A 22,471-nucleotide genomic window follows, 5' to 3' on the forward strand; every position below is an offset into this window, starting at 1 on the left:
ATCTCATATGATTATACGGTTTGGATATGTCTCACATGCAATGGCACTCTGGGACTGTTCTCCTGCCAAAACAATGACGTTTACAAGCTTTAAGAAACTTAGCAAGCAAGAACGAGAAGACAAACTGTACCATGTTATAAGGCAAAATTTAGAGCACACAATACGTATCCTTCATTACAATATAGCACATGAAATCCCACTATATCGCCTATCGTCTTCCATCGTCCCACTTGCAACACATCCCGAAGTCGAGTTTGACTATATTGGGTTATTCACACCACTTTGGCATAAAATAGGGGCTTTAATTAAAGAACACAATTTACGAATAAGTTTTCATCCAAATCAATTTACGCTATTTACAAGCGACAAGCCACATATTACTACTAACGCTATTACGGATATGACTTACCATTATAAAATATTGGATGCTATAGGCATTGCAGATTCTTCTTACATTAATATTCATGTAGGTGGAGCCTATGGAAATAAAGAAAAGGCAATTGAGCGCTTCCATGAAAACATAAAAAAACTTCCTACACATATAAAAAAACAAATGACTCTTGAAAATGATGATAAAACCTATACAACCGCTGAAACTTTATCAATTTGCCAAAAAGAAAATATTCCATTTGTATTTGATTATCATCATCATATGGCCAACCTTTGCGAGGAACCACTAGAAGAGTTGCTTCCTGCAATTTTTGAAACTTGGTCACATACAAATATCTCTCCTAAAGTTCACATTTCCTCCCCGAGATCGGAAAAAGAATTTAGGGCTCATGCTGAATATATCGATTTAGAGTTTATTAAGCCTTTCTTACACATTGCAAAAAAAAATAATCATAATTTCGATATTATGATTGAAAGTAAACAAAAAGACTTAGCACTATTCCAATTAATAGATGAACTTTCTGCTATAAGAGGAATTAAAAGAATAAGTGGTGCAATGTTACAGTGGTAAATTGTAACTTTGCACCATTTTTTCAAAAAAGTAATTTTTATAGTAAAAAATATTCTATTTTATATGCTATTATTTAAATTAGCATTTTCTCCCCGAGATTCAACTTTATTGAAACGGAGTCATAATATGATTAATCAAAAAAAGTATATACAATCTGTCATAATATACATATTTATATTTGCTCTTTGGATATTCCTTATACCAAGTGAGTCGAATATAAAAGAAATCGGGATTCTTTTCTTATTCTGTTTCGCTGCACTTTTTTCTTGCTATTGCTTATGTAAAGCGATTAGAAAAATGACGCCTGGTGATAAATTATTTTGGATTTTATTATTATGTACTTGTCTATGCGGGTTAGCTATGGAGATAACTTTATTTCTTTCTTCACTTTCTATTCATAAGCAAGTTATATTCTCATATAAAGCATTACCTTTTTTTATCATACAATATGTTTTACTCTTTGTTGGATTTGCTATAAAGTTTATAAAAATTTACTCTATTAAGGGTCTTGCTCAATTTTCATTCGATAGCATATTTATTGTTATTATGAACATTTATTTCACTTTAACTTTTATCTTGGACCTTTCAAGCTTCCGTATGCTAACAAAGGAAACTTGGATTTTAATTGGCTATTTTATTGCACAATCATTAGTAATTTACGCCGTTATTAGTCTATATAGAAGAGAACAATATTCTTCTAGTAGAATCGCATTAATTATCGGTTTCACTATTATACTCGTATACGGTTACATTCATCTGTTTCAATTAAATTTTGGGATGAAAACTTCTCCTGAATTTAATTATTTAATACACACTGCTTCTATTTTATTAATTGGACTTTCTTCCATACTATATATCTTGGATAAACCAATGCAACATGAAACGAAAGCAAAATATTATCGATTCGATTATGTACGTTTTATACTACCTTATTTTAGTATAATTATTACTTTTTCCTTTATTATCATTCAACCTTGGGATGATAAATTTATGTTAATTGGTCTCGTATTATCACTTATTTTGTTATTCTTGCGGCAACTTTACATGTGGAAAGATAATCAAGCACTAATCCTTACATACGAACAGTTGACTACACAACTAGAGGACGAAGTTGAAGAAGGTGCATTTGCATTATCAAAAAGTGAACAACGCTATAAATCTTTATTCGAAGATCATCCCGATGCCGTTTTCTCTTTAAATATGAATGGCATTTTTCAACAATCTAATAAGGCTTGCGAAAGCTTATTTACTGCCTATTATTGCGAAGTGGCAAGCTATTCTCTGGTACACTTCATTGATTCAAAAGACCACGAACTACTAAAGAAGGCTTTACAAATTACAAAGGAAGGTAGGCCACAAACGTTAGAAGTTCGTACAAAAGAACAAGAAGGCTATTATTATTATCTTCATATTACACTTATCCCTACTTTTATAAACAAAGAAGTGGTCGGAATGTTTGGGATAGCGCGTGATATTACCACTTTATACGAAAAACAAAAACAAGTAGAGCATTTAGCCTTTCACGATGCACTTACTGGATTACCAAATCGCCGAAAGTTCGAAAAAGATTTAAAAGCCATTTTAAATACAGCTCAAACTAACGCAAATGATGTCGCCGTCATATTCCTTGATTTAGATCGATTTAAAAAAATTAACGATAGACTTGGTCATGACGTCGGAGATTTATTATTAATTGAAGTAGCAAAAAGATTACGCGGTTGCTTGCGTTCAAAAGATATCGTCGCTCGCCAAGGTGGAGATGAGTTTACAATTCTATTACCAGAAATGTACTCAGAAAAAAGTGCAATTTTTATAGCTGAACAGATTTTAACTATTTTAAACAAACCATTCTTCATTCAAGGCGAAGAACTCTCTATTACACCAAGTATCGGAATTGCGATGTACCCTGATTATGGAACTGATGTAAATGAATTAATGAAAAATGCTGATATGGCTATGTACCGTGCGAAAGCAAATGGAAAAAACAGATTTGTTTTCTTCTCAAAAGAAATGAGTATCGCTCAAAATGAAATTCAATTCTTAGAAGGTGAACTTTCAAAAGCATTACAACAAAATGAATTTTTCCTTGAATACCAACCACAAGTAAGCACAAAAACAAAACAAATTATCGGTTTTGAAGCATTAATACGTTGGAAGCATCCAAAACTCGGTATCGTATCTCCTGCCCAATTTATCCCTCTAGCAGAGGAAACTGGTTTTATTATTGAACTTGGCAATTGGATTTTACGTACTGCCTGTTTAGAGGCAAAAAGATGGCATAATCAAGGTTTTTCTCACTTAAAAGTTGGTGTAAATTTATCTGTTGTTCAATTTAACCATGCAGATTTAATCCCAACTATTTCAAAGGTGTTGGAAGAAACAGAACTAAAACCAGAAGCACTAGATATTGAAATTACGGAAAGCATCGCGATTAATCAAAATCAATCTGTAGTTGCAAAACTAGAACAACTTCAAAATCTCGGTATTCAAATTTCAATCGACGACTTTGGAACTGGTTATAGTTCTTTAGCTTATTTAACAAAATATCCAATCAACACATTAAAAATCGCTCGAGAGTTTATTTGTGGAATTACAACTAGCCCTTTAGAAGAAGCAATTGTCTCTTCCATTATTACACTATCAAAAGAACTAAATTTAAAAGTGATTGCAGAAGGTGTAGAAACGGAAGAAGAATGGGAATTTTTACATAAACAAAATTGTGATCACATTCAAGGATTCTTTATTAGCAAACCTGTTTCTAGTAAAGATGTTTGGATGTTACTCCATAAAAAAACAACCGTCTAAGTAAGACGGTTGTTTTTTTAAAACTCAAAAGGCATATCTGAAGCTAATTGTACCTCTTGATTATCATGAGAAATTACTTTGCTTTTCTCTAAAGCTGTATCCGCTAATGAAATACCCCATGTCATTGCTAACGTTAATAGACTACCGATAAGTAGTTTCTTCATATTCCATCACCCACATTTTTTCTTTTAATATATCATGAAAATTTATCCATATATTATGCAATTATGCATATTTAGTTTTTGCGTTATTTTATTTCTTCATTTTTTTCATAAATTTTTCTTTATACGTATGCATTTCTAATATATCAAAAAAGAAATAAGCTTTTTCATAAGCCTCTTCACTCTCTGTCTCATCATAGCCTAGCTTTTCTAAGCATTCACCTTTTTGATAGTATAGTTGCCCAATCAATGCCATACTATTAATTCGACAAGATATTTCAATAGCTTTATTTATTTGATAAAGAGCCTCTTCATATTGATTATCTAAGTATAATGTTTTCGCATAATTATGTCTTACCTTCACATCAAACTCTTTATTTTCAGGTAATGCCTCTAATTGCTTTAATATACCTTCAAATAACTCCATACCTTTCTTAAAATAACCATTTTCAGCATAAATATTTGCAATTGCATTCTCTATATAAAGATTTTGGTACACATCAATCCCAGTTAATTGTTGATTTAACAATTTTTTTAATTCTAAAATACAATATTCATAATCAATTTTCTTCAATACATACGCTGCTACATGATATTGCCATTGAAGAAATTGCTGAAACTCAGGATGATATTCTTCCTTTTTCAACTCATTCCATACTTTATTATAAATTTCTTTATATTTCTTTTGCTTACAAAGCATAATGATTTGATCTTTTAACTGCTTTTTCCTCTCAATATCGGAATAAATGAGTACCTCATAAAAATGAATAATGGGAACTTGTAACTTTGCTGCAATACCTTGCAATATATCCATACTTGGGTATACCGCACCCGATTCAATTCTGCTCACTTCCGATTGATGACATATGTTCTCGGATAACTGTTTTTGTGTTAATCCTCTCAACACTCTAATTTTCTTAATTTCACTTCCTAATTTCTCTGCGTGCATACTTACTCACCATCCCATTATAACAATCTAATTTGTTAAGTTGTCATACCACTACAATAATGTGAATTCGACAATTTTTGATATGAAATAATGCATAATATATATAAAATTCGGCAAATTTTTCATACAATTCATCTCACATACAATAATAGATTAGGAGTGTTATAGATGAATTATAGAAAACTTGCTAGTGCTTTCGTTACATTCGGTCTTCTTTGCCCTTTATCAACAGAAGCTATTCATGCTCAAGAATTAGACAAAAGTGTAGTCAAAGTTGAAATTGCTCAGCCTGGTTTAACAATCGGGAAATTAACACAACCTCAAAATGATACGAAAGAAAATATTGCTAAAAAGTATTTAAAAGGTGAGGTAAATGGGGCGAAAGCTCAACAAGAACAAGTCACTACTGAAAAAAATGTAGATTTCCAACCTACAAATAAAGAAACCAAAGAAAATCAAACCGAAGTTCGCCTTGCACAAACATATAAAAACTATAAAGTATATGGCCAAGATCTCATTGTAAAAGTAGATAAAAATGGAGTAATCACAACTGTTAGTGGTAAAGTTGTTCAAAATTTAAATCAACAACCTAATCTTACTATAACAAATTTTTTGTCGAAAAATGAAGTAAAATCTAAATTACGCGATATAGTTCAAATTCCAAGTGATGCAGTTGAGACAGAATTCTCTAACGAAACCGTTGTTTATAAGAAAAAAGATGGCTATTATACATTCGCAACTGTTATTACATTTACTTATGAAAACAATGAACAAATTATAAACGGCAATGCTATCGTTGATTTAAAAACTGGCGAAGTACTTTTTCAAGAAAAATTCATTAAAAACAAAGAGAATAAGACTATAAATCAAGTAACATCACCTAGATTATCCCCTGCAAGTGAGCAAGGAACTGGGAAAAATGCACTTCAAGAAAACATCTCTTTCAATATTGCCAAAGGAACTGATGGAAAATTTTATTTAGCGGATTTATCACGCGGAAATGGTATTTATATTTATAATGCAAACTACGCTGATTCCCTCGGGGGATATAGTCAAGCTGGTTATCCAGGGACACTAATTTCAAGTAGTACTCCTAGTTTTGCAGATAAAGAAGCCGCGGGCGCTATGAAGAACATGAGTGATATTTACGATTACTTTAAGAAAGAACATAATCTAAAAAGTTACGACAATAAAGATTCAAAAGTTGTTGCTAGTGTACACGGTTTTGATTCTACTGAAGTTAGTGATGGTGTAAAAGAAGACTATGTAAATGCATTTTGGCATCCCGCTTGGAACCAAATGGTATTTGGTGATGGTTTAGACGGAAAACTAACATCCGCTCTTGATGTAACAGCTCATGAATTTGGACATGCTGTATTTAGTGGCACGACGAAAAATAAAGTCGTGAGATATCCAAGTGCTGAAACATCTGCACTAAACGAGGGATTAGCGGATTTCTGGGGTACACAAATCGAATATTACGTAAAGAAAGATAAAGGAAACTGGATTATGGGCGATACATTAGGTGGCCTAACAATTCGTGATATCCCAAGGGAAATTGGTGACGGCGGTCATAAACTATATACAAATTTACAAGATTTCTATAACGATGGTAATAATCAAGAATCACACGTGAATTCTGGTATTATCAGTCACGTATTATATCAATTAGCTGAAGGTAAAACATATAACGGTATTGCTGTCCAAAAACAAGGCAATGAAAAAGTCAGTAAAGTTGTTATGCGTGCATTGCAAAATTATGCAACTTCCGCTGAAGACTTTGAATCACTTCAATCTCACATCGTACAAGCTGCAAAAGATTTATATGGCACTGCCGTATCAAATGAATTTGCAAAGGCATTTGAAGCACACGGTTACAAACCGTTACAAAAAATAAATAAAGTAATAGCGGTACAATAATAAAAAAAGAAGTTTACCAATCATAGGTAAACTTCTTTTCATATCCATCCCTTTTCTTCCGCAATTGTAATTGCTTCAATTCTATTTTTCGCATCAAGCTTCGCTAATACTTCAGAAATATAATTACGTACTGTACCCGGTGAAAGATAAAGTGCCTTCGCAATTTCGTTTGCTGTCTTTCCTTCTTTCGCAAGCAACAATACTTCCTTTTCGCGATCTGACAACGGATTTTGCTCCTGCCATAAGCCAAACATTAAATCTTGGGAGACCTCTCGTTTCCCCTTCATTACATTACGAATTGCTGCAGCTAAATCTTCACTTGGGCTATCCTTTAATAAATAGCCGTGCACACCAGCTTTCATTGCTCTTTCAAAATATCCCGGCCGTGCAAATGTTGTTAAAATCATTACTTTGCATGATGATTTTTCTTTCTTTAACGCTTCAGCAACATCTAATCCACTTTGAATCGGCATTTCAATATCCATGATACTTATATCCGGTTTTAACGATTCAATTAATTTTAGCGCCTCTTCCCCGTTTGCCGCTTGTCCAATTACCTCGATATCATCTTCTAGATCAAGCAGAGCCCCTAACGCACCACGAAGCATCCGCTGATCTTCTGCAATAATAATTCGGATCATGCCCTCACCTCATCTTTTCCTGTTCTAATAACAACTGGAACTTTTACTGTTAACAACGTCCCTGGATTGATTGTACCTAGTTCAACAAATCCATCAATAAGAGCAATTCGTTCTTTCATGCCGCGAATACCATTTCCATCATGATTTTGATCTGTTAAACCGATTCCGTTATCTTCTACTTTCAAAATCAGCTCACCTTGCGATTCTAATACAGAAACTGCGCACCGCGTCGCCTTACTATGTTTTACAACATTTGTAACGGCCTCACGTAAACACATCCCGACAATATTTTGTTCAATTGGTGATAACGAGCTCGATCTTGCTTCTTGCCTCACTTCTAATTTAATATTAGCTGCTTGTAAGATCGCTTTTATTTGCTCTAGCTCTTCTTCTACCGTAATCATACGCATATCAGAAATTAATTCTCTCAGCTGTTTTAAGGCTGTACGAGACGTTTGTGTAATTTCCTTCGCTTCCGCACTTGCACGCTCTGGATTTTTTACGATTAACTTCTCTACAAGCTGGCTTTTCAAAGTAATAAGAGATAACGTATGCCCTAATGTGTCATGAAGATCTCTTGCAATCCGCTGCCGTTCTTCACGTTTTACTAAGTCTTTAATTTGCTCGTTCGCCTCATCTAATTGATTTCTTAACATCTTTTTCTGATTAAAATTACGCATACCAAATGGCGTAAGAAGCATTAAAATAAACATCGGGACGATATTTACTAAACTTGTTGGTGTTAGTTGATTCATATTTACAAATAAAAATGCTCCAAGCATTATAACTAACGAGCATAACAGCACTCGAAATACTTTCTTATTTGGCGCAAATCCCATCGCACTTGCTGTGAAAAAGCCAAAAAATATCATAAAAGGATTATAAAATAAAGCAAATAAAAAGATGAGTATCATTTGAATGCATGCCCATAAAATAAACGTCTTCTGAACAAAATAAAGCTGACGGTATGTGATAATAAAGAGTATCAACATACCACTCCCTAGCACAAGCTTCCATCCTGATGCTTGTGCTAAGTGATAAATTGGAAATAATAGATAAACAAACCACATGTACGGAAAGAATCCCATATGTTTCGGAAAAATCTCAATCCTCTTCTTCTCTATCATTTATACCGCTTCCTGTCTTTTTCTTATATATATTGATACTACAACAAATATAAGGAAATAACCTCCTAATACCGCGATATTTTCCCATCCAATTGATTTTCCAGCTACAATATCCCACGCACCACTTCCGAAATGGTATGTTGGTGTCCATTCACCAATCGTTCTTAATATTTTGGGGAATACTTCAATCGGCATCCATAACCCGCCAACTATGGCTAAACTCATATTTAAAATATTTGCTAAGCCAGCAGCTGCGTCCGCCTTTTTAATGGAACCTATTACTGTTCCTAACGCTAAAAATGGTGTTACCCCTAACAATAACCATAACCCCGCACCAATCCATTGCCCTACCGTTAACTCAACATGATTAATTAGTATCCCTGCAATAAAGATAACCAATATTGAAAAAGCATTTACTACTGTTTGAGCGATAATTTTTGCTGTTAAATATGCTCCCTCTGGAAGCGGTGTAATTTTTAGAAGATGTGTCCATCCTTGCCCTTTTTCCTGAGAAAGTCTTACACCGAAACTAAAGAGTGCAGTCCCTACAATACTGAAAGTTGCCATCGAAATTAAATAATGTGCTTTCCACGCATCTCCGTTTTGTGGTACTTGAACAACATTTGTGAAAATGTAGTAAAACATAACAGGCATTAATAATGAGAAAAAGATAAATAATTTATTGCGGAATGTACGTAAAATTTCTATTTTGCACTGCATCCATAACGCTCTCATGCGATTTCCTCCTTCTGATTTGCAACGAATTGTTCAAATGCCTCATCAAGACTTCCACGTTCAACTGAAACATCTGTTACAGGTAAACTCCTTTGATAAATGGCTTTTAAAGTTGCATCCGTATCCTCCGTTGTTAAAATGAAGCGTCCTTCGTTTGACTTTACTTCTATTACTTTTGGTAATTCCTTTAGTAATTTTGTAGGAATGCTTTCCTTTGAGTAAAATGTGATTGTTTTTCTCGAAATCGTTGCTTTCATTTCGTCTGGTGTACCATCTGCGATAATCTTTCCGTTCGCAAATAATAAGATACGATTTGCTAAAGCATCTGCTTCTTCTAAATAATGCGTCGTTAAAATAATCGTTTTCCCTTCACTTGCTAACTTTCGAATCGTTTCCCAAAACGTTCTTCGAGACGTAATATCCATTCCGACTGTCGGCTCATCTAAAAATAACAAATCCGGATTTCCCGCAAGTGCAAGCGCAAAGTTTAACCTTCTTTTTTGCCCACCTGATAATTTCTCACATCTTTGCTTTCGCTCTGATTCTAAATTTGATAACTGCAGTAACGTTTCTTTCTCTATAGGATTCGTATAATAACTACGGAATAACTCAATTGCCTCTTCCACCGTAATACTATCAATGACACTTACTTCTTGCAGCATTGCACCGAGGCTATTACGAACATCTCTATGCTTTGGACTCTTTCCAAATATAGAGACCTTACCTTCCGTTGGTTCCTTTAATCCAAGCATCATTGACATCGTCGTTGTTTTCCCCGCACCATTCGGACCAAGCAACGCTACTATTTCCCCTTTATTTACATGAAATGAAACATTATTTACTGCGTTTTTATGTTTAAATGTTTTAGAAACATCATTTACTTCAATAATCTTTTCCATCTCTCCACCCCCGCTGTTTCTTATATTTACATTGTATTCCTTGGAAAACTTAGGAAACAGTATGATGCGTCATGACATCGATATGACAATTGTCATGTATTCTTTATGAGAGGAATCAACCTGCATACCGCAAGCGAGTAGCAGGACGAAAATAAACATGATACAATCGGATAAGATATATATTCGAGGAAGGACAGTGGTTTTCATGATTATTCGTAATGAACAAGATTTAGAAGGCTTACGAAAAATCGGCCGCATCGTTGCGCTTGCACGTGAAGAAATGAAAAAACAAGCGAAGCCAGGTATGACAACGAAAGAGCTTGATTTGATCGGTAAAAAAGTATTAGATGAGCATGGTGCTATTTCTGCACCTGAAAAAGAATATGATTTTCCAGGTGTAACTTGCATTAGTGTAAATGAAGAAGTTGCTCATGGTATTCCAGGAGATCGTGTATTAAAAGAAGGCGACTTAGTAAACGTCGATGTATCTGCTGCACTTGATGGCTATTATGCAGATACAGGCATTTCATTTGTACTTGGAGAAGACGAGGCAAAAGAAAAGCTTTGCCAAGCAGCGGTTGATGCATTTTGGGCAGCAATGAAAAAGGTTAGAGCTGGCTCAAAACAAAATCAAATTGGTCGTGCTGTTTCAAACTTCGCACATAAAAGTGGATACAATGTTATTCAAAACTTAACTGGTCACGGCATTGGTCTTAGCTTACATGAAGCACCAAATCACATTTTAAGTTACTATGACCCAATGGATAATGCGCTTCTAAAAGATGGTCTTGTTATCGCTGTAGAACCGTTCATCTCTATGAAAGCTGATCATATTATTGAACGTGGTGACGATGGTTGGACATTCGTTACACCAGATAAAAGTCTTGTTGCACAATGTGAACATACCGTTGTCGTAACACGCGGTGAACCAATAATCTTAACAGAAATCTAATATAAAAAAAACGGTTGTTTTATTCCACATAAAACAGCCGTTTTTTTATTTTTGGGAAAATATGTGAACCATTGTTGAACTCTTTATCATTTAAGTATATAATCTTTAGCGGAGGTTACTTAAGCTTATCTTTACTAAAAAGATATTGTAACTAAGGAGTAAAACACCTTCTTTCTTATTGTTTAAACAGTCTCAAAAATGACCGTAGTAACGTGTTAGTCGAATATTCTGTAATCCTTATATTTATCTAACAATGTAAGAAACTATCATCTTTCAACTTCGGTCCACTAATCGCACAACTCTCTTTAGACAAAATAGATGACTATTTTCAAAGTACATATTGTCTTCATTCTGACCAAAACCAACCCTATCTAGATTTTTATTTCCACATAACTTTAAGGCAAAAATAAGCCTTCACAAAGGGATACACTACATTGGTTAGTATGTATCGTAAAACTTACCTTTATAACCATTCTTTTTTACTAGATATACATGAAAACTATCTCACATATAAAGGTCTGATATCATTCTTTATATCAGTATTTTTTTCGACATTTTTTGTCGAATTGTGTATATTTCCACAGAACTGTGTAAATATACATTTTGTTTTACGTTAAACAATTTTACTTTGAACATAATCTTGTTTGTCTGAGAACGCGTATAGAAACGGAGGGATAACAAAAATAAATAGCTTATAACAAATACTTTTAATATTCCATTTGTTCATGTGGAATAAGTCCCCAATGGACAAATGAATGTTCAGAGGAGGAAAAATGAAAAAACTTTTTAATGTATGTTTAATTGTATTCGTACTATTTTCGCAACTTGCTAGTTTTCCATACAATCAAGTAAGAGCGGAAACCTTAACAGGAGATTCCTTATTTGACACTGTTGAAATGAAAGATGCGACGAATCATATTATTGACGAAGCAAAAAATCCTAACAATTTAATAAAGATAGGATCAACCATTCAAGTAGAATACGCTTGGTCAATAAAGGATCAACAAGTTGCACACGCAAATGATACAGCAGTAGTTCAAATACCACTTGCATTAAAAGTATCTAAAGATTTGCAAGGGGATTTAGTAACAGATCAAAAAAATATTGGTCAATATTTTATAACAGCTAAAGATAATAAATTAAAATTAATATTTAATGATCAAGTAGAAAATTTGAAAGACGCTAAAGGAAAAATTAAAGTTGATACCGTGTTTAACTCAACTTTAAAAACTGGGGAAAAATCAGTTCAAATCGCTTTTCCTTTAGGAACAATGGTTCAGCCTATATCAGTTCCTGTTCAAGTAGAAAACTCTAAAGAAGATGGCACCAAACAGGATACTAATAAACAAGCGCAAGATCCAGTAGCTAAACCTGTTACTGACAATCCGGAGCAAGATCCAGCAACTAAAACTGTTACTGATAATCCGGAACAAAACCCAGCAACTAAAACTGTTACCGATAATCCGAAACAAAACCCAGCAGCTAAAACTGCCACTGATAATCCGGAACAAAACCCAGCAGCTAAAACTGCCACTGATAATCTGGAACAAAACCCAGCAGCTAAAATTGCTACTGACAATCCAGAACAAAAGCTATCAAGCGGCCCTGCTGAGAATACAAATTCAGGTCCAAAGCAAATAACAACAAACATTTTAACCGGTGTAAAGTTGACGGATAAAGACGGAAAACCATTTACAGAGGATAACCGTCCAAGTACAGATTCCCCTGCCAATATTGAGTTTACATGGGAACTTTTAAAATCAATGAATGTGAAAAATGGAGATTACTATATTTTTGATCTTCCTAAACATTTTAAGATTTACAATACAATTAACAGTCCTTTATATGATAGTGAAAACCATCAAATTGGTAATTTTACTGTTACAAAAGATGGAAAAGTCACGATGACATTCAACGATTATGTTGAAGAGCATCCAGATGTTGCTGGTAACCTACAATTAAAGACAGAATTTAATAAAGCTGAAATTAAAGGTACAACAACACAAGAAATTCCTTTCCCGATTAAAGATAAGGATGTTTCTATTACAGTTGACTTTAAGCCTAATGTACAAACAGCTACGAATAAAAAAGGATTACCTGATAGACCAATTAATACAAATGAAATTAATTGGAAAGTAGAGATGAACAAAACGCAAGACACCCTTAAAAACGCTATTTTTAAAGATAACATTCCACAAGGTACAAACTTAAATAAAGATTCTATTAAAGTTTATTATTTAGAAGTTGATGTTAATGGGAATGTAACGCGTGGTGCAGAAGCTGAGCCAACAGATTACAATATTATTTCATCAGATGGTTCAAAATTGGAGATTGCTTTCAAAGATTCTATCAATAAAGCATATCAAATCGAATATGCCACAAAAGTTACTGATGAAAATATTAAAAGTTTCCGAAATAACGTTACGATAACGAGTGATAATCAAAAGCAACAAAACGCAAGCTCTACTGTAACGGTTTCTCGTGGTACACACTTAAATAAAACAAGTAAATATGATCCAAAGACGCAAACAATTGAGTGGACAATTACTTACAATGGTGATCAAAGAGAGATCAAAAAAGCAGATGCGATTTTAAAAGATATTTTTGACGATACACACGAACTAGATGCAAATTCTATTGTTGTAAAAAACGCTTCATATAATGAAAAAGGAACGCTTGTAACAGGAGACGCTGTTAATAATTACACTGTAAGTAACAAGAAGAATGGATTCGATTTACAGTTTAATGATGATATTAATAGTGCTTATGTGATTACCTATAAAACCAAGCCAACTAATAAAGTTATAGAAGATGGAAAAGTAAAAAATAAAGTTACAGCTGATAATGATTCAAGTAAAGAAAATGAAGCTAGCTTCAAGCAGCAAAATATTATTAAATCTAATAATAAAGCTGAAACAAATTATAAAGACAAAACAACAACTTGGACAATTATAGTAAATAATAACAACTATCCATTAAACAACGCGATTATTACGGACACCTTTGATCATGGTGGATTACAATTAAAAGATAAGAAACTAGAAATTAAAGACGGAAATTATACCCTTCAAGCTGGGACTGACTATGTTTTAGATGTAACAGATAAAGGCTTCAAAATCACTCTTATAGGTACGTATCAGTCTAATATGACAAAGACATTAGTCGTAAAATATACGACAGACTTTGATTATACAAAGCTAGAAAGTGGTAAAACTTCATTTAAAAATACAGGTAACCTTTCTTGGATAGATACGGATTCTAATCCACAATCAAATAAAGTTGAAGCTAATTTCGATCCTGATACTTTCACAAAGGCAAATGGTTATAAATACGGTTCTTATAACGCCCAAACGAAGGAAATTACTTGGATAATAGGCTTTAACTATAATAATGTCGAGATTAAAGATCCTTATGTTATAGACGTCATACAAGATAAACAAAAGTTAGTGCCTGGATCCATTGAAGTGCGCGATATGATTTTAAATGGAAATCCTGATAATGCACAACCTGGTAATGCTGTACCAACTGAGAAATATGAACTTGAAGAACCTACAGAGGAAAATAAAAACACCCTAAAGGTTCATTTCAAACAATCAATTAATTCACCTTACTATATTATCTTTAAAACAAGCCTTGATGGTGAACTTATCCAAGGCACCTACAAAAACGAGGCAGATTTAAAAGATGGCTCTAAAATTGTAAACACCCTTACAGGTGACACTCAAGTAAATAAAGGTGGCAGCTTCGTTACTAAAAAAGCTGTGCAAGACGACAACTATATTAATTGGAGTATCGCAATTAACGAAAGCCAATCAACCATTGCAGATGCCGTTGTAACAGATGATCCAACCGAAAATCAGGTAATTGTGGAAGATTCATTCCACTTATATCCTACAACTGTTGATCCATATGGAAATTTAACAAAAGATACAGTAAACGAATTAAAAGAAGGAACAGACTATAAACTCAAAATAACAACAGACAATAATACCGGAAAGCAACATTTCGAAATTGCCTTCTTGAAAAAAATTGATCGAGCTTATATTTTAGAATATCGCTCACTTATTAATGCAGATGATAAAGAAAAAGTAAGTAATAAAGCGAAAATCACAGGCAATAAGTTGACAGTTAAAAACACAGAAACTACTGAAACGATTGAAGTGAGAATGTCTTCTGGTTCAGGCGGAGGATCTGCTACTAAAGGCCGTGGAAACCTTGAAATTATAAAGGTAGATAACGACAATAAGAACGCACTATTAGCTGGGGCAGAATTTACTTTATACGATCGTACAGGTAAAACTGTTATCCGTAAAATTACAACAGACAAAGACGGTATCGCTAAATTTAATAATTTGAAACGCGATAAATATTTATTAAAAGAAACAAAGGCTCCTGAAGGCTATGTAATTAGCTGGGATTTAAAACAAGGGAAAATTGTTGAACTTGGTACACAAGAGACTACAACATATAAACTTGCAAATAAGAAGTTTGTCGGTAAAGTAGTTTTAACAAAGTCTGATGACCTGAATAAAAACGTCACACTGCAAGGTGCCGTTTTCACACTACTTGATAAAGACAAAAAAATAATTTCAGAACACGAAAAATTAACAACAAATGATAAAGGACAAATTACTGTAGATAATTTAAAACCAGGAACTTACTATTTAAAAGAAATAAAGGCTCCTGAGCATTATCAATTAGATGATCGACTTATTGAATTTACAATCGAGGAAGATCAAACAACAGTAATTAATAAAACGGCCCAAAACAGCTTAATTAGAGGCTCAGCTATCCTAACAAAAGTTGATAAAGAGGGTAATACTTTAGAAGGTGCTGTATTTAGTGTACGGGACCAAAATAACAAAAGAATTCCTGGTTATACCAAATTAACGACAAATGGTAACGGACAAATCGAAGCGAAAAATTTACTTCCTGGAGAGTACCAATTTGTTGAAGAGAAAGCACCTGAACATTATGAAATAGATAAAAAACCGCTTAAATTTACAATTGATAAAAGCCAACAGAAAGCACTTACTGTTACCGCGACAAATCACCTCATTAAAGGTGGTGTCACTTTAACGAAAGTCGATGATGTCGATGGCACTGCCCTTGAAGGTGCTGTATTTAAAATTGTCGATGCGAATGACGAGAAACAAGTAATTCGTGAAAATATAAAAACAGGTTCAGATGGAAAAGTTACCGTTAAAGATCTAGAGCCTGGTGTTTATAAATTTATCGAAACAGAAGCTCCTAAGGATTATACGTTAAGTACAAACCCTATCGAGTTTACAATTGATAAAAGCCAACAAGCTCTTGCTACTGTTACGGCAAATAACAGCTTAAAAACGGGCGAAGTTGAATTATTAAAAGTTGATGAGTTTGGTGAGAAAAAACCACTTGAAGGTGCAGTATTCAAGCTTGTCGATACAAATAATAATGACGTTTCCCCTCACACTAACTTAACTACTGATAAACACGGTAAAGTTAAAGTTAGTAACCTACGTCCTGGTACGTATAAATTCATTGAAATAGCTGCTCCTGAACATTACGTTTTACGAGCAGAACCTATTGAATTTACAATCGATAGAAGTCAGAAAGAAACTCTACTTGTGAAAGCTGAAAATGCTTTAAAACCAGGAGATGTTGAATTAACAAAAGTTGATGATGTCGATGGTACAGCTCTTGAAGGTGCTGTATTTAAAATTGTTGATGCAAATGATGAAAAGAAAGTCATTCGCGAAAATATAAAAACTGGTGCGGATGGTAAAGCTATCGCTACTGGCTTACGCCCTGGCGATTATCAATTTATCGAAGTAACAGCACCGAAGTATTACGACAAAAATACAAAACCAATTAAATTTACGATTACAGAAAGTCAAACAACTCAGGCTACTGTTACCGCTAAAAACAGCTTAACAAAAGGCGGTATTGAGTTAACAAAAGTGAATGCTGCAGATGAAAAGGAAACACTTGAAGGTGCAGTATTTAAAATCGTTAATAGAGATACTAATGAAGATGTTCGTACGGACCTTGTTACGAATAGTAACGGAATGCTAGTTGTAGATGACTTACGTCCTGGTAACTATAAACTTATCGAAACAAAGGCTCCAACTTATTACGATGTAAATGTAGAACCAATTGAATTTACAATCGAAAAAGGACAACAAAAACTCCTTCCACTTACATTTAAAAATAGTTTAACGAAAGGAAAAGTTAAACTTATTAAAGAAGATGATGTGGAAAGTAGTAAAGCTCTTGCCGGCGCTGTATTCACATTGCAAGACGCAACTGGCAAAGAAATTATGAAAGATTTAACAACAGATGATCACGGAGTATTAGTTATTCCTGATTTAGCACCAGGGGATTATCAATTTATCGAAACAAAAGCCCCTGAACATTATAAATTAGACAAAACACCTATTAAGTTCACAATTAAAAAAGGTAGTAAGGAAGATCTTCCTATCCCTGTTACTGTAAAAAATAGTTTACTTACAGGTGGCGTCACTTTAACAAAAGTTGATGATGTTGATGGCACTACTCTTGAAGGTGCAGAATTTATAATCGTTGACGCTCATGATACTAAAAAGGTAATTAGAAAAGGTTTAACGACTGATAAAAACGGTAAAATTACTGCTTCTGATTTACGTCCTGGAGACTATCAATTTATTGAAGTAAAAGCTCCAAAAGACTATACCTTAAGCAAAGATCCTATTCCGTTCACTATCGAAAAAAGTCAAAAAGAGAATATTACTGTTACCGCTACTAACAGTTTAAAGAAAGGTGCAGTAACATTAACAAAAATTGATGACATCGATCGTACGATGCTCGAAGGTGCAATCTTTAAGATTGTTGATATGAATGGTAAGGAAGTTCATACGAATCTTGTTACTGATAAAAACGGAAAAATTTCTGTTTCTGATTTACACCCTGGAGACTATCAGTTCATTGAAACAAAAGCTCCTGAGCACTATGTATTAGATGAAACAACGATTCCATTTACAATTGAAAGAAGTCAAGCGAAAGAGATCAATGTTACAGGCAAAAATGCTTTGAAAAAAGGTAGCGTTGAACTAACAAAGATTGACGATATTGATATAAATACAAAACTTTCTAACGCCGTATTTAATTTATTAGATGCAGACGGTGAGCTAGTTGAAGAAGGCTTAAAAACAAATGCTGAAGGTAAAATTGTTGTTGAAAATCTACGTCCTGGTACGTATCAATTCGTTGAAACAATTGCTCCTGAACATTACGATTTAGATAAAAAACCTATCGTATTTACAATTAAAAAGAGCCAAACTGAAACTCTTCATATCACTGCTACAAATGCTTTAACAAAGGGTGCAGTTAAACTTTCTAAAGTAGACGATATTGATGGCACTGTTCTTAAAGATGCAGTATTTAAAATTGTTAATATGAACGGTGATGTAGTTCATAAAGACCTTGTTACAAATGAACAAGGAATAATCGAAATTAACGACCTACGTCCTGGTGATTACCAATTCATCGAAACGAAAGCTCCTAAGCATTACGTTTTAGATGAAACACCAATCAAATTCACTATTGAAAAAGGACAGAAGAAAGTTATTTCTTTAACTGCTACAAATAGCTTAAAACAAGGTAGTATCGAATTACTTAAAGTTGATGATTTAAACACTCAAACAAAACTTGCCGATGCAGTATTTAATTTACTAGATCAAGATGGCAAAGTACTTAAAACAGATTTAAAAACAAACAGTGAAGGTAAAATCGTTATCGAAAACTTACGTCCTGGTACGTATCAATTCGTTGAAATAACGGCTCCTGAACACTATGATTTAGACAAAAAACCAATTATATTTACAATTGAAAAAAGCCAAAAAGATATTGCTACCGTTACTATGAAAAATAGTTTAACAAAAGGCGGCGTAGAACTTTCTAAAGTGGATGACGTCGATGGCACTACTCTTGAAGGCGCAGTATTTAAAATTGTGGATATGAATGGCACTGTAATTCGCAAAGATCTTGTTACCAATCAACAAGGTAAAATTAGCGTTTCTGACCTACGTCCTGGTGATTATCAATTCATCGAGACAACGGCTCCGAAACACTATGATTTAAACAAAGAGCCAATTCCATTCACAATCACAAAGAGCCAAGCTGATCCTATCTCCGTTACAGCTACAAATAGCTTAACGAAAGGGACTGTGGAACTTTCTAAAGTAGATGATGTAGATGGTACTGCTCTTAAAGATGCGATATTTAAAATTACTGATATGAATGGTAACGACATTCGCACTGAACTTACAACAGATGTACATGGAAAAATTTCTGTTTCTGATTTACGTCCTGGGGACTATCAGTTTATTGAAACGAAAGCTCCTGAACACTATAAATTAGATAGTACACCTATTAAGTTTACAATTAAGAAAAGCCAAAAAGAAAAGCTCCAAGTTACTGCTACAAATAGCTTAACTGAGGGTGCTGTAGAATTAATAAAAGTGGATGATATAAATCCAGATACAAAACTTTCCGATGCAGTGTTTAACATCATCGATGCGAAAGGTAAAATTGTTCGCACTGATTTAACTACTGATAAAGATGGGAAGATTTCAGTTTCTGATTTACGTCCGGGAGATTATCAGTTCATTGAAACGAAAGCTCCAACTGGCTATGATTTAAACGTTAAACCAATTCCTTTCACAATTACGAAAGGACAATCTCAGGTTACCTCTGTTACAGCCTTAAATAGTTTAACAACAGGTTCAATTGAGTTAACTAAAGTTGATATTGATCACCACGGAACACTTGAAGGTGCCATTTTCAATATTTTAGACCAAGATGGAAAAGTCATCCGAGAAGGTTTAAAAACAGATCAACACGGAAAAGTAATCGTAAATGATTTGAAACCTGATAATTATCAATTAGTAGAAACAAAGGCTCCTAAAGGCTATCAATTAGATGCATCACCAATAAACTTTACAATTGATAAAGCCCAAGCTACGCCACTACAAATTACAGTTTCAAATAAAAAAATTGAATCTTCTTCAGGTGGAGATGACAAGCCAATTACTCCTCCAAATAAAGAAGAAAATAAAAGCAATGAAATATCTGAGAAACACGAAAACGGAACTTCCGAAGAAACATCGAATAAAACAGATAACAAACAGCAAGATGATCGAAATACGGATAAGTACCTTCCAAATACAGGTCATAAAGAAGACCCTACACAAACAGTAGGTATTGTTCTTCTACTAGCTGGATTATTAAGTATTTTAGCTACAAAACGCAAAAAAAATTATTAATAATTTTTTCACATCCAATCAATCTCTCAATTGATTGGATGTTTTTTTATACAAAAAGGACGATACATAAAGTATCGTCCTTTTAACGGGGTGAGGCTGCCCAAAAGTACGGAAAACCTTTGAACAGCCTCTTATTTTCATATGGATGCCTTACATATATCACTGATAATAATTATGAAATGCGGAAACATAATTACCATCAACTGATTCAAACATGAGAAATGAAACCCTACAGTGGTTCCATTCCTCTACATAATCTAAAGTTTGGGTACACTAGATTCATGCAATGTAGGAGCTTTCAGAGTAGAAAGCGAACCTTCGTTTAAAATGATAGCATACATATCTCCCTCAAAAATATGCAAATATGCATATATCGTTTTTTTATTTCTCAATGTCAGAATATTGAAAAACAAAAGGTGTGAAGGTAAAATAAAGTCATTATCCGTCTTCTTTTGTCAGTCAGAGAGAATAGAAGAATAGGAGAGGAAAAAATGAGAAAATCATTGAAACAAAAAATAGTAAGCTCTTTGCTTGCTGTATCACTTGCTGTTAGCTTAGCTCCAATTGGGCAAGCAAAAGCGGATTCCACGTCAGAGGTTACACAAACTCCATCTATTACAAAACAGATTGATCCAAACCGCGCGATTGAACATGTTCGTTTCTTATCTGAAACAATTGGTCCTCGCCCCGGTGGAACAAAATCCGAAGAATGGGCTTCTCGTTACATTGGTATGCAACTTAAATCAATGGGCTATGACGTAGAATATCAACCATTTCAGGTGCCCGATCAATACGTTGGATTCATTGAATCACCACTATCAACAAAACGTAATTGGCAAGCTGGTGCTGCTCCTAATGCACTAATTTCTACAGAAGCTGTTACAGCTCCCCTTATCTTTGTTGAAGGTGGGACAAAATTAGAAGATATTCCAAATGAAGTAAACGGTAAAATTGTTTTATTTGAAAGAGGAACGACAGTTACCGACTATAATAAACAAGTTGAAAATGCTGTTAGCAAAGGTGCAAAAGGTGTTCTTTTATACAGTTTAATTGGCGGGCGCGGAAATTATGGACAAACCTTCAATCCCCGCCTAACGAAAAAGCAATCTATCCCTGTCTTTGGTCTTGCTTATGCGCAAGGAAATGCATTTAAAGAAGAAATCGCTAAAAAAGGGACAACAATTCTTTCCCTAAAAGCGAGACATGAATCTAAATTAACATCTCTAAATGTTATCGCCAAAAAGAAACCAAAAAAGAGTACAGGTAATGAAAAAGCAGTCGTTGTAAGCTCGCACTATGATAGTGTTGTCGGAGCACCTGGCGCAAATGATAATGCTTCTGGAACTGGATTAGTATTAGAACTAGCTCGTGCTTTTCAAAATGTAGAAACTGATAAAGAAATTCGCTTTATTACCTTTGGTTCTGAAGAAACTGGATTACTTGGTTCGGATTATTACGTGAATAGTCTATCCCAAAAAGAACGCGACCGTATTTTAGGTGTCTTTAACGCCGACATGGTTGCAACAAATTATGATAAAGCAAAGAATTTATATGCTATGACACCTGATGGCTCTACAAACTTTGTAACAGACGCTGCCTTGCAAGCAGGTAAACAACTAAATAATAACCTCATCCTACAAGGTAAATTCGGTTCTAGTGATCATGTTCCATTTGCTGAAGCTGGTATTCCTGCTGCTCTATTCATTTGGATGGGTGTCGATAGTTGGAATCCATTAATCTATCATATTGAGAAGGTATACCATACACCTCAAGATAACGTATTAGAAAACATTTCACCTGAACGAATGAGAATGGCATTAGACGTTATCGGAACAGGAGTTTATAACTCGCTTCAAAAACCTGTTCCTCAAACTGAACAGAAAGCTGCTTAATCATTTAAAATACCACTGATTTTATCAGTGGTATTTTATTGAGAAAAAATATATATGCATAAAAGCATATTTTATCCTACCCATTATCGTATACAATATTAACTGTAACAAAACTGATTACAACTAATAAGGAGGCTTTTTCTAT

At 34.0% G+C, this 22,471-nt stretch carries 12 protein-coding genes; 6 read left to right on the forward strand and 6 right to left on the reverse strand.

The genetic code is table 11. From position 1 onward, the window contains the following. The first annotated feature begins 7 nt into the window (after positions 1–7). A complete protein-coding gene (gene uvsE, locus EBQ15_RS27310) occupies positions 8–961 on the forward strand; it encodes a UV DNA damage repair endonuclease UvsE (protein ID WP_016118948.1) in 954 nt (317 codons plus the stop codon). 126 nt (positions 962–1,087) lie between these two features. Beyond that, positions 1,088–3,766, forward strand: a complete 2,679-nt coding sequence (locus EBQ15_RS27315) for a DUF4084 domain-containing protein (protein ID WP_000609935.1) — start codon at positions 1,088–1,090, stop codon at positions 3,764–3,766. A gap of 17 nt (positions 3,767–3,783) precedes the next feature. On the opposite strand, the gene EBQ15_RS27320 is transcribed toward EBQ15_RS27315, so the two are convergent. Next, positions 3,784–3,930: a quorum-sensing peptide PapR gene (locus EBQ15_RS27320; RefSeq protein WP_000734743.1), complete on the reverse strand. Its 147-nt coding sequence runs from the start codon at positions 3,928–3,930 to the stop codon at positions 3,784–3,786. An 88-nt stretch (positions 3,931–4,018) separates the two neighbouring features. Then, positions 4,019–4,876: a helix-turn-helix domain-containing protein gene (locus tag EBQ15_RS27325; RefSeq protein ID WP_000542906.1), complete on the reverse strand. Its 858-nt coding sequence runs from the start codon at positions 4,874–4,876 to the stop codon at positions 4,019–4,021. 168 nt (positions 4,877–5,044) lie between these two features. Between EBQ15_RS27325 and EBQ15_RS27330 the strand changes: the two genes are divergently transcribed. Next, entirely contained in the window at positions 5,045–6,796 is a 1,752-nt protein-coding gene (locus tag EBQ15_RS27330; protein WP_001109514.1) for a M4 family metallopeptidase, read from the forward strand. Positions 6,797–6,834: 38 nt separating this feature from the next. Here EBQ15_RS27330 and EBQ15_RS27335 read toward each other — a convergent pair whose 3' ends face one another. The 4 genes from EBQ15_RS27335 to EBQ15_RS27350 are packed head-to-tail and all read right to left on the reverse strand — an operon-like array spanning position 6,835 to position 10,198. Next, positions 6,835–7,437 carry a response regulator transcription factor gene (locus EBQ15_RS27335; RefSeq protein WP_000619244.1) on the reverse strand — a complete coding sequence of 201 codons (603 nt, stop codon included), beginning with the start codon at positions 7,435–7,437 and terminating at the stop codon, positions 6,835–6,837. Beyond that, positions 7,434–8,564, reverse strand: a complete 1,131-nt coding sequence (locus EBQ15_RS27340; protein ID WP_000570612.1) for a sensor histidine kinase — start codon at positions 8,562–8,564, stop codon at positions 7,434–7,436. Before EBQ15_RS27340 ends, EBQ15_RS27335 begins: the two co-directional genes overlap by 4 nt. Continuing rightward, the gene (locus EBQ15_RS27345; protein ID WP_001202427.1) at positions 8,565–9,299 is read right to left on the reverse strand and encodes an ABC transporter permease; all 735 of its coding nucleotides are present in this window, start codon (positions 9,297–9,299) and stop codon (positions 8,565–8,567) included. Continuing rightward, a complete protein-coding gene (locus EBQ15_RS27350) occupies positions 9,296–10,198 on the reverse strand; it encodes an ABC transporter ATP-binding protein (protein WP_000411113.1) in 903 nt (300 codons plus the stop codon). Before EBQ15_RS27350 ends, EBQ15_RS27345 begins: the two co-directional genes overlap by 4 nt. A gap of 157 nt (positions 10,199–10,355) precedes the next feature. Here EBQ15_RS27350 and map point away from each other — a divergent pair, with 157 nt between their 5' ends. From map to EBQ15_RS27365, 3 genes are all read left to right on the forward strand, one after another. Next, positions 10,356–11,150, forward strand: a complete 795-nt coding sequence (map, locus tag EBQ15_RS27355) for a type I methionyl aminopeptidase (protein ID WP_003313889.1) — start codon at positions 10,356–10,358, stop codon at positions 11,148–11,150. A 773-nt stretch (positions 11,151–11,923) separates the two neighbouring features. After that, complete coding sequence (locus EBQ15_RS27360; RefSeq protein WP_000732759.1) at positions 11,924–20,434, forward strand: SpaA isopeptide-forming pilin-related protein; 8,511 nt, start codon at positions 11,924–11,926, stop codon at positions 20,432–20,434. 491 nt (positions 20,435–20,925) lie between these two features. Further along, positions 20,926–22,326 carry a M28 family metallopeptidase gene (locus EBQ15_RS27365; RefSeq protein WP_001232213.1) on the forward strand — a complete coding sequence of 467 codons (1,401 nt, stop codon included), beginning with the start codon at positions 20,926–20,928 and terminating at the stop codon, positions 22,324–22,326. Positions 22,327–22,471 lie beyond the last annotated feature (145 nt).

Source organism: Bacillus sp. 2D03, assembly GCF_003946765.1.
GTDB classification, from domain to species: domain Bacteria; phylum Bacillota; class Bacilli; order Bacillales; family Bacillaceae_G; genus Bacillus_A; species Bacillus_A cereus.